Here is a 13735-nt window from a genome sequence, read left to right on the forward strand (position 1 = left end):
CCGTCCTTTTTGGACGGGCGGGACGCCCATCCCACAATAACAATTAAAATTATAAGTTATTTAATTCGCGATCCTAAAGACTGCACTAGAGGCGATCGACTCCCTAACTGTCAGGTCAAGCAGATATGGTATTACTTGCTAGAGAACTGCTGCGCGATCCTTATTGGCCGATGCGCGCTGCGAAGCAACTACGTCAATCCGTGCCTGCTCCTATTCAATACGATCGCGCTTGGTGATTAAGCGGATTTGCGATCAATTTTAGGTGAGCGGATTTAATCAATTAACAGGAGTGAATATGTCTGAGATTCAAAACAAGGTTGTGATCATTACAGGAGCAAGTAGCGGTTTAGGTGAAGCCACCGCTCATCGTTTAGCCGCCAGCGGAGCCAAACTCATGCTTGCTGCCCGCCGCGAAGATAGACTCAAAGACTTGGTGGCTGCAATCGAAAAAACAGGTGGCACCGTTGCCTATCGAGTCACCGATGTTGCCGAATAAATATAGCGACTACTGTATTTCATCAATCACCGAATATGCTGTAATAAAACTGAGTATCGATTAGCAAGCAACTTTGCCGCATCCGGCTATCACGCAATAACAATGAAGAAATCGGAGAGATACATCGAAAAACATGGGCAATACAACTGCTGTAATTGTTTTTAATAACGCACTTATTTTAGATATATAGCCACCCTAAATCATTCGCCTAATTATTGTACGGGCAATCCCACGCCCGGTTGCCCCCATAGATAGGGGGTAGGCACGGGGAGTAGGGGTAGCACTACCCCTACAAATGTACATGAATGATTTAGGATTGCTATAATAATTCCCAAATTATACAATAAATTGAGAATTTATGTTTATGTTTAAACTATTTTAATTTTAAAATTTTAGGGATACTATAAAAGGCATGGGTGAAAAAAGATATTATATAAATTCCGCTATATTCAAGCTGTTGTGTGTGAACTAAGGATCGCGAATTAAATAATTTACACTCTTGAAAGTGGGATGGGCGTCCCGCCCGTCCAGAAAGGGCGGGCGGGACGCCCATCCCACAAGAACCATCACGCATTCTAAGTTATTTAATTCTCATTCCTAATTAACAATAAATATTGGTTTAATAAACTAATTTTTGCGGATAAATTTAGATTGTGTAGCAGGAATAGCGAGAATCATGTAAACTTGTGTAACAAAAATAAACACTTGTAGCTGCCCACAGGTGAATATGTTAGAATCAATGCCGAACTCAGTTGAACAAAGTAAAAGAAATCAAAGCTATGACATACGTTGCATGCAATTTGTGCGGTAGTAATGACTATACTGTGAGATTTGAGCAGGGAGTAGCCCAGGTAAATCAAATTGTCAATTGTAAAGCCTGTGGATTGATGTATGCTAATCCGAGAAGCACAGAAGTAGATAGTGTATTAATAGAAAACTACGATCCAGAGTTTGTATTATCTGCGATAGTTAACCAAGATTCGCAGAGACTGGAAAAAGAAGCACTGCAGGTAAAAGATTATGAAAAAACCAGAGCTTTTCTTCACAAACATTATCCCCAGAAAGGTAAGTTAATTGAAGTGGGAAGTGGCTTGGGGTATTTGTTAAACTTCTTTAAGCAAGATGGGTGGAATGTAGTTGGGCTTGAACCTAATGTGGGTATGTGCAGATATGCAGAATCGGAGTTTGGAATCGAAATCATCCCAACCATATTAGAAAAAGCTGAACTAGAAGATCGATCGGCAGACGCTGTATTGATGATGCACGTGATCGAACACGTATCCGATCCTTACAGTACGTTGAAAGAAGTTTATCGGATCTTGAAGCCGGGTGGGATATTCGTGATGGAAACCCCCCGCTACGATACATTGATTTTCAAATTATTGGGTAAAAGAGAAAGAAGTCTCAGTTGCGACGGACATATTTACTTTTTTACGACCACCACGCTAGAAAAACTTGCAACTAAGGCAGGATTTACCGTGCTTAAAACAGATTATGTAGGGCGATCGCTAACACTCGACAGGCTATTTTATAATTTGGGCGTTGTGAGCAAAAGTCAGGCCATTAAACAAATCCTTAAGGATGTGGCAGTTAAACTGCATTTAAATAAAATTTCGTTATATTTAAATACACGGGATATGGAACGTATATATTTGAAAAAACCCGATTCTGGCTCAGCATAACAAAACTTAAGCGCACAGAAAAGATGAGATTACCTCAAATGTTTGAGTGCGCTTGTACCCTGACAGTTATTACCCATTACATTAATCCCCTTGCGCCAGACTCTACGAAGACAAATTTTAGCGAGGGAGGCTGTGGGTGACACCACTGGGGTTTCCGGGCTATACAACGAATCAAGCCAGATGCGGAGTTTTGCGGCTGCGCCGTCTTTTGATGAAGTGCTGCATTAGCTTGGCCATCGGAGAAATCAGCAAGGTGTGCCGGTGGGTTCGATGCACATCCCCTCGCGATGTGTGGGGACTCGCTATCGGTTTCTCTGACTGCATCGTTGTGTCGATCGCACCTTCCCAGGTCAAACTCAACAATCTAATCAATCTAGCAACCATAATATCGGATAATTGTAAAGCAATTCACCAAGCTAACAGCGTCACTAACCCCAGCCTAAAGGCATGGGGCTTGAAAGAGGAAGACTCACCACCTTCTTAATTTGAGACTAAAACAGTGTCTAGCCTGCGTCTTTGAGACAAACTGAATTATCTGGTGGTGGTACACCGAACGATGTTACTGGATGCCTCCCTAGTCTGTAACCTCAAGGGATATCAGTGGCGAAGGGATATACACACACGGGCTTACCGCCACTTGTTATGCGTACAGGTAGAAAGCACTCGATCCGTAACTGTCCGGGTTAAAGGCGAATACAAAACGTCGAACGTCGTTAGTATATCCAAGGCGGTAACAAGCATTCATCGGAGGAGAATTCCTCCCCCCCCATCCAATGTAAAGCCGTCCTAAAAGGACGGGGTTTCAAACCCATATTTCTGATGAGTATTGACCAATTAAACGCAGACTACGGCATAGCCGAGAACCTCACCTTCGCCACCGGAAACGGTGGTTTCCCGATGATTCACATCGACAACGGTCAAGCCAAAGCCTTAATTTCTGTGTATTCCGGTCAAGTGCTCTCCTTTCAACCAGCCACCGAAACCACAGACTTGATGTTCGTCAGCGACAAAGCCTACTACGCAGAAGGGAAAGCCATCAAAGGCGGTATACCCATCTGTTGGCCCTGGTTTGGCCCAGATCCCGAAGCCTTGGGGCGTCCAAGTCATGGGTTTGTGCGGAATCGCCTCTGGAATGTGCTAGAAACCGCCACAACCCCCGATGGTGCAACTAAAGTCACTCTCGGACTCAAGGATAGCGATGAAACTAGAGGAATTTGGCCCCAAGCTTTTGAACTGGCGATCGAGATTACGATCGGCACCAGCCTCACGGTAGAATTAATCACCCGCAATCTAGGCGACAAAGCATTTCCCCTCACCCAAGCTTTCCACACCTATTTCCAAGTAGGCGATATCAACCGCGTGCAGGTTTTAGGTTTAGAAAATAGCCAATATCTTGATAAAGCGGATGGTGGGGTGGAAAAAACTCAAGTGGGTGCAGTGGTAGTAACAGGTGAAGTCGATCGCATTTATCTCGATGTCACCAATGAATTAGTCATTGACGATAGCGCCCTCAATCGTCGGATTCGCATTAAATCATCGGGTAGTAAATCCGTCGTAGTGTGGAATCCCTGGGTGACAATTTCTGCAAATATGGCCGACCTTGATGATGCAGATTATCAGCGCTTACTCTGCGTAGAAACGACCAATGCAGCTACAGATATTGTGGAAGTTCCCGCTCATGGTGAGTTCCGCTTGCAGGCAATTTACAGCGTGGAACGCGACTAAGAAATTAGAGCTTAAGCTTAGCGGTGATGGGGTCAAAATTCTCAGTAAGCGGGTCAACATTTCAATTGGATATTTTGGGCGTTGCTCAAATCCCACCCACAAGACTGGGATTGTTTCTTTAAATACCACTTAAATGCCGATTAGCTGATTGAATTGAAAAACTCTGTCACCGTAATGACTAATAATACCATGTCCGATCGAGCGATTAAAAGGGCGGGTTTTTGAGATTGTCAATTATTGGCAGATATTTTTCGTGAGGGGATCCCCTACCGTATTAGGGGTAATCGACCGGACATGATATAATACCAAATCCCAAATTTCTCCCCTGTTTATTTATTAGTCCGTGAAAGACGATCAGCGAAACTGACTCGAACCGTCTAGCCACAGACAAAACTTTGTACGATCAGTTTCTACAGCCGACTCCTATTTTTCTACTAACCATCAATTATTATGCAAATCTTCAACTGGACAAAACTTCAAAATGGCTCAGACATTCGCGGTATCGCCCTCGAAGGCGTTCCCAATGAAAAAGTCAACCTCACCCCTGAAATTGCCACAATCTTAGGTAAATCCTTTGTCAGTTGGCTGGTGCAAAAAGTCCAGAAACCAGCGGCAGAATTAACGATCGCGATCGGGCGTGACAGTCGCCTATCAGGCCCAACCTTAATGCAAGCTGTCATGGAGGGAATCGCCTCACTTGGTGCAACCGTGTACGACTTTGAAATGGCCTCAACCCCCGCCATGTTTATGAGTACAATCACCCCTGGTTTTGATTGCGACGGCGCAATTATGCTGACTGCTAGCCATTTGCCCTTTAATCGAAACGGCTTAAAGTTTTTCACAGCCCAAGGTGGGTTACAAAAGCAGGATATTACAGATATCTTAGCACTAGCGCAAAGCAATTATTTTCAGCCATCCTCATCGCCCGGTAAGATTACCAAGCATGATTTTATCTCTGTTTATGCTAACCAATTTGTCACAAAAATCCGGGAAGCAGTCAATCATCCCGATAACTTTGAGGAACCACTAACAGGATTAAAAATTGTTGTGGATGCGGGCAATGGTGCGGGCGGTTTTTATGTTGATAAAGTCTTAAAACCTTTAGGTGCAGACACTACGGGCAGTCAGTTTTTAGAACCAGATGGTACTTTCCCCAATCATGTGCCAAATCCCGAAGATAAACAGGCAATGCAGTCAATTTGTCAAGCGGTAATTGAAAATCAAGCAGATTTTGGGATTATTTTTGATACCGATGTCGATCGCAGTGCGGCCGTCGATGGAGTTGGCAAGGAACTGAATCGCAATCGCTTAATTGCCTTGATTTCTGCCATTATATTACAAGAACACCCAGGCTCTACCATTGTCACCGATTCTATCACCTCCGATGGCTTGACACAATTCATCGAACAAGATTTAAAAGGAATTCACCATCGCTTTAAACGCGGCTACAAAAATGTGATTGACGAGTCGATTCGCCTCAATGAAGCCGGACAGGAATCATGGCTGGCGATTGAAACCTCTGGACATGGAGCTTTGAAAGAAAATTACTTTCTGGATGATGGCGCTTATTTGGTCAGCAAATTATTGATTGAATTGGCTAAGTCAAAGCTAGCAAACCAATCTTTGCCGGATTTAATTGCGAATTTAAAAGAACCCGAAGAAAGTGCAGAATTTCGGATTAAAATTGGTGTGGATGATTTCAAGGCTCACGGCGATCGGGTTATTGAGCAACTGCAACAATTTGTCTCAACCCAAGCAGACTGGAAAATAGTTCCCAATAACTACGAAGGTTTGCGAATTTCCTGCACGTCACCTAGCGAATCTGGCTGGTTTCTGTTACGCTTATCACTCCACGATCCGGTGATGCCTTTGAATGTTGAGTCTAATTTTAAGGGTGGTGTTGCTCACATAGTCGCTCGGCTTTTAGCTTTTTTCAAAACAACAGAATCCCTTGATTTTTCGGCACTATCGCTCTAAGTTTTACTCGTGTTAGACTATTAGTAAACCAAACCCAATGAGGAATTTAATCATGTGGCTTTTAATCATAAAATGTTCTGCTGAAAGCTGGGATACCCATTCCAAAGCTTTCAAAGCGATCGCTGCCAAATATCCTGCCACGCCTTCCTCTTCCAAAAAGATGAAAGGTGATGGTCAACGCATCATGGAATATCAGCTTGAGAATGTCAACGATGTAGAGGAATTTATGGAAGAATGCTTGACCTTAGATGGTTTTACTGCTACCTTTGAATCCCTGTAAATTTAGGTAATCAGATTATAGAAATTCTCAATTTTTATCTCAGACAATTTTAGATGTGAGATTTTAAAATAGGGAATCAATACTATTTTGCCAACAACAGGCTACAATAACTAGAGAGTTTGAGGAACGTTCTCGGCAAATAAACGGCAAAGAAAGAATTGATTTAACAGCAGAGGAGTTAAAAATAATTATGTTGTAGCGCCGTGAACTATAACTAATGCCAATTGTTAAAAGCTATGCAACAGTAGCTAGGACTAATAAAATATAATTCCATCCGCTTAGAGATGAAGAGTGTTTCTGTTGAAACTTGGGTTCTCCTAGATTTGTAGTGGAAACGGTAGTGTGAGCGTCTGGCTGAAGCGGGCTTTCCTCCCCGCACTACAGAAATTTTTATTGCGGATTGCTAGAGTTAGTCTAGATAGTTAAAAATATATCAGTGAGACAAAGGTTAAGGACTGCTAGTGATGGTAATGACTGTGAATCGAGACAACTGCGGGCTAAGTACGGAAATAATTACGGGTCGGATTTTGCGGTGGGGGCAGTTGAAAGCAAACAAGCTAACCGCTGGTTCGATCGGGGGAATTGTTGCTGGCTTTCTGAGTTTTGCCCTGCCGGTACAAGCTTTGCAGGTAGTTGTGACGCCGACAAATCCCCAACTGGGAGATACGCTGTCAGTAATGATTCAGGTTGACGGTAACGGCGGGGAAACTCCAACAGTTTCTCTACAGCAAAAAAACTACCCCGCTTTTCCGATCGGCAACGGCCGCTTTCGGGCCCTGCTACCGACGACGCCGCTAGAGAAACCCGGTGCCCGCCAAATCCAAGTCGCAGGTGACGGACAAGTTCAGAACTTGAGTCTCCAAGTGCGGGATCGAAATTTTCCTACTCAATCCATCTGGCTACCGCCTGGGAAAGACAGCGAAGGTACAGACGCGGAGTTCGATCGCGTAGACGCATTTAAAGCACTCGTGACACCCGAAAAATTTTGGGACGGCAAATTGTTGCGCCCCAACTCCGGCGAAATTACCACTATTTACGGGGTGCGACGTTATTATAATGGGGTATTTGCTCAAGACTACTACCACCGCGGCGTTGATTACGCGGGTGCTTACGGTTCCCCTGTAGTGGCACCAGCCGCAGGTCGCGTGTCTCTAGTGGGACGCGAATCCCAAGGGTTCAAAATCCACGGGAATGTCGTTGGTATTGACCACGGCCAGGGGGTAGCCAGTATTTTGATGCACCTGGCCCGGATTGATGTCAAGGAAGGCGATGTCGTGAAACCAGGTCAAGTAATTGGTACTGTGGGCTCAACGGGGGCTTCCACAGGCCCTCACCTGCATTGGGGACTTTACGTGCATGGGCAGGCAGTCGATCCTGTACCTTGGCGGCTTCAGGGAGTTGAGTAGGAGTTTTTACAGGTTTTGACGGATTTATCAGTCAATTATGGGGTAAGTTTGTGGCTGGGGTGTGCAGATAACTTTATGGGTTATCAGTATTGAGTTAGGATTTGTATAAAAATTCTCAACTCAACTCTCAAAACTCGAATCTCAAGACGCTAACAATCGCGTCTTCACAAAACTTTATTGATGATGCCGTTGAGCGGGGACGCATATATGAGTATTGAAAAAATTGTTGAACAGGCTTTGCAAGATGGCTATTTAACGCCGTCTATGGAAGCTGAGGTGGGACGGATCTGCAATACGGCTTCGGAATTGTCGATCGAAGAGTACATGGCTCTCGATCGTCTGATGGGATCTTTGTTGACTGGCGAAGTTGTGGTTCTGCCACGCAAACAGTTCATCAACGTGATGGAAGAGTTGGTGCTCAGCGATGCGATCGCTAGGGTGGCCGAAATTGAAGCGACGAGCGACCTGAGTCTGGATGTGGGAGATATCGCAGCTTATGCTTTAAATAGGCTGCCACCTCTGTACGCTACGACTGAAGAGGGAGCTCACTTTCAAAGGGCTAGGGCTAAAGAGCAACTTCACGATTTGATTTCCAAAGAAGTCAACGCAGCGATCGCCCGCAACTTGGACAGGCCCGACACCCCAAACCCCACAGCTTTGGGCAAGTCTTCTGGAAACGAAGTTCTTTCACAGCTAAGCACTTGGCTGCAAGCTAACGCCACTAATTTTGAACCCCAGCCTTAGTACCAATCCAACAGCTCTATTTTGATTAAGTCGATCCCGCTCCATTCAGAAAGCGGGATTTTTAGTTTCTGAGCCAGCAAGATTCATCAGATGGCAGAAACCAGAATTCAAAAACAAAAAATTAAAATTTAAAAGTTTTCTATTTTATGTAAAAAATAAAAAACTCCTTCTTCTTTGTTCCTGACATCGGTTACATCTGACATCTTGCAGCAATATCAATAAGAGGATTTTTCGTGGGTCGGGCGGGTTTATAGAACCTATTTGCAAGCTTTCAGGCTGTTGGCGAACCCGCCCCTACGGCTAATTGAGAATGGTGCAAGATATCAGTTACATCCGAAGAAAGCGAATCCGTTGCCGAACTTCCTTCTTCTTTTAAACGATTAATTGCTGCTGTCAGAAGAGTCAGCCGAAGGACCAGCGGTAACTTTTGTCTCTCGTTTTTCGCGTTTTTTCCGTTCCGCTTGGATGACATCTTGAAGCACTATTCGTGCTTGGGCCATTTTTTCCAAATTGCTGCGGTACAAATCTAAATCTTTGCTAACTTTGTCTTCTGGCAGGTGCAAGGCCGCACTGACTTTGGCGATCGCGTCGTTTCGCGTTTCTTGGTCTTTTACCAAGTTAGGGTCAGCTTTTTCTAATAGCGAGAACAAACCGATCGCGAACAAGCGGCTGTACTTAAATTGAGGGTTGCTGGCGATCGCCCCTAAAGACGCTTGCAAATCCGCTGTATCTTCAAAGCTGGTCGAGCGATCGAGCCACGAGAGCAACTCTTGGCCGGAAAGTCTATCCGCCAAGCTTTCCAATCGCTGAGCGTCTTGCTTGTAGCGCTCTGGATCGTCTTCTAGGGACTTGCATAAAGCGTTAAAAATCGAAAGTCTGTCTGCTTCTGGGGCGTACCCAAGCATGAATCGATCGAAAGCTGTCACTACACCCAAAGCATAAATCGGGTCGTATTGAAAATCGGCATTCGCCGAAAGCAAGTGCATTTCTACCATCAACTCTTCCACCACTCGACGGTAAATTGAGTTGATCGGTCGAGTGTGAATCGTATAGAAACTTCGCTTAGTATCTGAAACAGTACGGTTATTGTTCACCTGAGTCTTATAGATAAATAATTTTGCCGTAGCGGGCGTGCCAGCGCGGCGTGAGTAAAGTCGGGGGAGTCAGTCGATTTTAGATTTTAGATTTTAGATTTTAGATTTACCCCACAGATAAATCTGGGAGCTTGAACTTTGGTCTAAAATTTTTATCTTTCCACGACTTAAGTACGTGGCACGGTATCCGTTGTTGGGCTGGGTCAATTCTGCGATCAGGCTGACAAAATTTGCCAGTTTTTTTAAGCGTTGCCGCCTCCTTGCGAGACAAAATTTTATCAAAAATATTTTACGCGCGATCGGCAGCAACAATTAATATGTCGCAATATGAGGGAAAAAACCCAGTATCTTTACAATCATAGCTCTTCTGGGATCGCTCATAAATCTCATCTTCTGACTTGCCCAGCCTTGATATGGTCTTACATATCACAATAACTTTTTCTTGTCAATCCCTAATCGTCAAAAAACAAACATGACAATTTCTCCTGAATTAATAGCTTTAGCCCAGTACATGGCGGGCGAATTTGACAACCGAGAACAAGCGCTAGCAGAGCCGGCGTGGTACGTCCACCTTCGTATGTGGCAAAGACCACTACCCGTTCCTTTATTTTCCGAACCCAGCATTGCCCTGTTTGCCGAACAAGCCAACATTCTGGAATTAGACAAGCCATACCGCCCCCGCATCGTGCAACTGAGGCACTCACAGATAGCGCCGGGACTTATCGAAGCTCAGTATTATATGTTTAATGACATTACAGCCGTCAAAGGAGCCGGTTGCAACCCCGACTTGCTTGGAAAGCTAACGAAGGAGCAAATCCAACTCCTCCCTGGCTGCACCCTGTCGGTTGCGGTGGAAAATTTAGGCTCAAACGGCTATCGATTTCGGGCATCTTTGCCGGAGGGCACTCGCTGCGGCTTTGCCTACGGGGGGCAAAATTACCAAGTAGACTTGGGATTTGAAGCCGCAGGCGAGGAATTTCTCAGCTACGACAAAGGAATAAGCCCCACCACAGGCAAGGCTATCTGGGGAGCTTTAATGGGCCCTTTTAGATTTGTCAAGCGTCAGGATTTTGCTGCTGAGATATTGGTTTGAAGCAAGAAGCAACAAGAAACTAGGAAGAAAAATATAGCTATCTAGGATAGAAGGCAAGACTTTACCTTGACCTATTCTTCTACTTTAGTGTTTTGGTGAACCTCTCAACCTCTCAAGAAAGGAAGAAAGCATAAGGAAGCTGGCAAGAATTTACCTGCTTCCTGTTCTTGTCCAGGGTTCCGGCGCTTTTTGTGAGCCTCAAGCTTAAATTGCGCTTACACCGCAAGCGATGCAAACGGGAGTGGTCAACTTGCGCGCGGCACCCCCTCTAGAGCTTCTTCTTCCGTTTCAAAGATTTCAAACACAGAATCCATCATGGTGACTTCAAACACCAGTTTGGCTTCGGGATGAACATTGCAAATGCGGAAACTTCCCTTAACTTTATCCGCATCCCGCATACCTGCTACAAGTGAGGTCAGGCCAGAGCTATCGATAAAGTTAACCTGACCAAGATTCACTACAACATGGCGGCTAAGTTTGGAAATACACTCTTGCAACTTGAGGCGGAATTGCCAAGCTGTAGTGATGTCCAACCGTCCTGTCGGTGCTAAGACGATAACTGTTGTACCGTCTTGAAGCGTGTGGGTTTTTTGATCAATATGAATCACTGACCCTTCCCTCAAATTTATTATCTATCGCGGTGGTTACTGTCCCAGTAGTTTAACTCAGGTCGGTGACTGCTGAGGCATCCAATTCGCCCAATCTTGCGGTTTTAAGAACTTGGAGTAGAGTTCGGCTTCGGGAGAGTTGGGTTCTGGCTCGTAACAGTATTCCCAGCGTACCAAAGGTGGCAGGGACATGAGAATCGATTCGGTGCGTCCGTTGGTTTGCAAACCAAAGGTCGTGCCTCGATCGTACACCAAGTTAAATTCAACGTAACGGCCGCGGCGGTAAAGTTGGAAATTACGCTCGCGCTCGCCGTATTCTTTCGATCGGTGCTTTTCAACAATTGGGGTGTAAGCTGGCAAAAATGCCCGGCCACAGTCCTGTACGAAGGCGAACAGCGACTCCCAAGTCCTAGGTTCCGGCATCCCGATGTTGTTGCTGCACTCAGCGGCCTTGCCTTTGACATGATGGTCGCGGTAAAGCGCGCCTTGAGCGCTTTGGTAGTCAAAAAACAGGCCGCCCACGCCGCGGGTTTCTTGGCGGTGGGGCAGGTAGAAATATTCGTCGCACCAGAGTTTAAATGTCGGATAATATCCGGGATGGTGGCGATCGCAAGTTGCTTTCAGAGTTTTGTGAAAATGAGCTGCATCCTCAGCCAAGGGGTAATAAGGAGTCAAATCCACACCGCCGCCAAACCACCAAATCGGCCCGGCCTCAAAATAGCGGTAATTCAGGTGAACCGTAGGCAAGTAGGGATTGCGGGGGTGCAGCACCATCGAAGTGCCTGTTGCATAAAAATCGTGACCTGCAGCTTCGGGGTGCTTGGCCAGAATCAAAGCCGGCAAACTTTCGCCCCACACTTGGGAAAAATTGACTCCCCCTTGTTCAAACACATCGCCTTCGCGCATGACGCGAGAACGTCCGCCCCCGCCTTCGGAGCGTTCCCAAGAGTCCTCCTTAAATTTGCCAACGCCATCGAGCTGTTCGAGGGATTGACAAATTTCGTCTTGTAGGGTTTTCATAAATTGGCTGACTCTAGCTCTAGAGTCAGCGGGCGGCAAAAACGGGGAAGTGGCGGTTTTAAGTGTGGTAGAAACTGTCATCCGATTTAAGATTTAAGATTTTAGATTTTAGATTGAAGAATTGCGACCACGGCTCAATTCGCCTATTGTGACCAAATTGCTTTCGGTCGTAGAAATTCTTGCCGATCGCATTTGAGTTTGAGATTGACCGTGAGTCCCAAATCCTGTCGTCATGTAATTATGCCACCGTAGGTCTGCAAATGATCGCTATGAAGTTACATTAAAAAATAGCAATAAAAATATACTTAAACCTGCGATCGAAAATTCGCAAACCCAATTGCAGAGCTATGGTGGAGAACACAATGCCCAATACACTCGATGTTAGTTCAGTCTTAGAAATCCTGCGACCCGTGCAAGACCCCGAACTGCAAAAGAGTTTGGTGGAATTGAACATGATTCGTAACATAAAAATTGACGGCGGTGTCGTCAGTTTCACTTTAGTGCTGACAACCCCTGCTTGCCCGCTGCGAGAATTTATTGTCGAAGATTGCCAAAAAGCGGTCAAACAGTTGCCAGGAGTCGAAAAAGTGGCGGTGGAGGTGACAGCCGAGACGCCGCAGCAAAAGGGAGTGGTCGATCGCCAAGGAATTGAAGGCGTTAAAAATATTATCGCAATTTCCAGCGGCAAAGGCGGCGTCGGCAAAAGCACAGTGGCGGTAAACGTCGCAGTAGCGCTAGCCCAAACCGGCGCTAAGGTGGGTTTGCTGGATGCGGATATCTATGGGCCCAACGACCCCAATATGTTGGGTTTAGGGGACGCAAAAGTGATGGTTAGGGACGGAAAAAGCGGGGAAAGCCTCGAACCCGCCTTCAACTACGGCGTCAAATTAGTGTCGATGGCATTTTTAATTGACAAAGACCAACCCGTGATTTGGCGCGGCCCGATGTTGAACGGGATCATTCGGCAGTTCCTGTATCAGGTGAATTGGGGCGATTTAGACTATCTGATTGTCGATATGCCTCCGGGTACTGGAGACGCGCAGTTGACAATGGCGCAAGCGGTGCCGATGGCTGGTGTGGTGATCGTGACTACACCGCAGACTGTGGCATTGTTGGACTCTCGCAAGGGTTTAAAGATGTTCCAGCAGTTGGGAGTGTCGGTGTTGGGAATTGTGGAAAACATGAGCTATTTTGTGCCACCCGATATGCCCGATAAGCAATACGATATTTTCGGTTCTGGTGGCGGGGAAAAGACTGCTGCTGAGTTGGGAGTGCCACTGTTAGGCCGCATTCCGCTGGAAATTCCGTTACGCGAAGGTGGGGATTCGGGGGTGCCGATCGTGGTGGGGCAACCGGGTTCTGCTTCAGCTAGGGAGTTGCGGGCGATCGCGGGCCGCATTGCCGGTAAAGTTTCCGTAGCAGCCTTAGCCTAACTCACATCTTGGATTGTTAATCAGCTTTTGATGGGCGGGCGTCCCGCCCAACCCCTACTCCCCACAAGAAACCTGTTGAATTTGTGGAACAGGCATCTTGCCTGTTGAATTTGTGGAACAGGCATCTTGCCTGTTGAATTTGTGGAACAGGCATCTTGCCTGTTGAATTTGTGGAAC

15 protein-coding genes are annotated in these 13735 nt (G+C 45.9%); 9 read left to right on the forward strand and 6 right to left on the reverse strand.

The features are described 5' to 3' along the window. The first annotated feature begins 295 nt into the window (after positions 1-295). Both QUB26_RS08440 and QUB26_RS08445 read left to right on the forward strand, forming a co-directional pair. Complete coding sequence (locus tag QUB26_RS08440; protein WP_445243063.1) at positions 296-496, forward strand: SDR family NAD(P)-dependent oxidoreductase; 201 nt, start codon at positions 296-298, stop codon at positions 494-496. 779 nt (positions 497-1275) lie between these two features. After that, entirely contained in the window at positions 1276-2178 is a 903-nt protein-coding gene (locus QUB26_RS08445) for a class I SAM-dependent methyltransferase (protein ID WP_333317489.1), read from the forward strand. A gap of 171 nt (positions 2179-2349) precedes the next feature. Here QUB26_RS08445 and QUB26_RS08450 read toward each other — a convergent pair whose 3' ends face one another. Continuing rightward, positions 2350-2562 (reverse strand): hypothetical protein, encoded by a 213-nt coding sequence (locus tag QUB26_RS08450; protein ID WP_333242588.1) that lies wholly within the window; start codon positions 2560-2562, stop codon positions 2350-2352. 435 nt (positions 2563-2997) lie between these two features. Between QUB26_RS08450 and QUB26_RS08455 the strand changes: the two genes are divergently transcribed. The 5 genes from QUB26_RS08455 (at position 2998) to QUB26_RS08475 (ending at position 8310) form a co-directional block, all read left to right on the forward strand. Further along, on the forward strand, positions 2998-3903 hold the full coding sequence (locus tag QUB26_RS08455; protein ID WP_333317491.1) for a D-hexose-6-phosphate mutarotase: 906 nt from the start codon (positions 2998-3000) through the stop codon (positions 3901-3903). Positions 3904-4353: 450 nt separating this feature from the next. After that, positions 4354-5880, forward strand: a complete 1527-nt coding sequence (locus QUB26_RS08460) for a phosphomannomutase/phosphoglucomutase (protein ID WP_333317493.1) — start codon at positions 4354-4356, stop codon at positions 5878-5880. A 52-nt stretch (positions 5881-5932) separates the two neighbouring features. Beyond that, the gene (locus tag QUB26_RS08465; RefSeq protein WP_333057248.1) at positions 5933-6160 is read left to right on the forward strand and encodes a hypothetical protein; all 228 of its coding nucleotides are present in this window, start codon (positions 5933-5935) and stop codon (positions 6158-6160) included. Positions 6161-6624: 464 nt separating this feature from the next. Beyond that, positions 6625-7566: a M23 family metallopeptidase gene (locus tag QUB26_RS08470; RefSeq protein WP_333242601.1), complete on the forward strand. Its 942-nt coding sequence runs from the start codon at positions 6625-6627 to the stop codon at positions 7564-7566. A 207-nt stretch (positions 7567-7773) separates the two neighbouring features. After that, the gene (locus QUB26_RS08475; protein ID WP_006631395.1) at positions 7774-8310 is read left to right on the forward strand and encodes a late competence development ComFB family protein; all 537 of its coding nucleotides are present in this window, start codon (positions 7774-7776) and stop codon (positions 8308-8310) included. Positions 8311-8690: 380 nt separating this feature from the next. Here the strand turns inward: QUB26_RS08475 and psb29 are convergent, their stop codons facing one another. After that, positions 8691-9404 (reverse strand): photosystem II biogenesis protein Psp29, encoded by a 714-nt coding sequence (psb29, locus tag QUB26_RS08480; protein ID WP_333242604.1) that lies wholly within the window; start codon positions 9402-9404, stop codon positions 8691-8693. Positions 9405-9876: 472 nt separating this feature from the next. Here psb29 and QUB26_RS08485 point away from each other — a divergent pair, with 472 nt between their 5' ends. Then, the gene (locus QUB26_RS08485) at positions 9877-10497 is read left to right on the forward strand and encodes a chromophore lyase CpcT/CpeT (RefSeq protein ID WP_333242607.1); all 621 of its coding nucleotides are present in this window, start codon (positions 9877-9879) and stop codon (positions 10495-10497) included. 245 nt (positions 10498-10742) lie between these two features. Here QUB26_RS08485 and QUB26_RS08490 read toward each other — a convergent pair whose 3' ends face one another. From QUB26_RS08490 to QUB26_RS08500, 3 genes are read right to left on the reverse strand one after another with little or no spacing between them, the layout of a single operon-like run. Next, a complete protein-coding gene (locus QUB26_RS08490; RefSeq protein WP_006631392.1) occupies positions 10743-11105 on the reverse strand; it encodes an STAS domain-containing protein in 363 nt (120 codons plus the stop codon). Between the two features lie 57 nt (positions 11106-11162). After that, the gene (gene hemF, locus QUB26_RS08495; protein ID WP_333317495.1) at positions 11163-12206 is read right to left on the reverse strand and encodes an oxygen-dependent coproporphyrinogen oxidase; all 1044 of its coding nucleotides are present in this window, start codon (positions 12204-12206) and stop codon (positions 11163-11165) included. 27 nt (positions 12207-12233) lie between these two features. Further along, positions 12234-12359: a hypothetical protein gene (locus tag QUB26_RS08500; protein WP_333317497.1), complete on the reverse strand. Its 126-nt coding sequence runs from the start codon at positions 12357-12359 to the stop codon at positions 12234-12236. A 128-nt stretch (positions 12360-12487) separates the two neighbouring features. On the opposite strand from QUB26_RS08500, the gene QUB26_RS08505 reads away from it, so the two are divergent. After that, complete coding sequence (locus QUB26_RS08505) at positions 12488-13558, forward strand: Mrp/NBP35 family ATP-binding protein (protein ID WP_333057242.1); 1071 nt, start codon at positions 12488-12490, stop codon at positions 13556-13558. A gap of 16 nt (positions 13559-13574) precedes the next feature. Here QUB26_RS08505 and QUB26_RS08510 read toward each other — a convergent pair whose 3' ends face one another. Beyond that, entirely contained in the window at positions 13575-13712 is a 138-nt protein-coding gene (locus QUB26_RS08510; RefSeq protein WP_333291103.1) for a hypothetical protein, read from the reverse strand. Positions 13713-13735 lie beyond the last annotated feature (23 nt).

Source organism: Microcoleus sp. B4-C1 (genome assembly GCF_036705285.1).
GTDB lineage: Bacteria > Cyanobacteriota > Cyanobacteriia > Cyanobacteriales > Microcoleaceae > Microcoleus.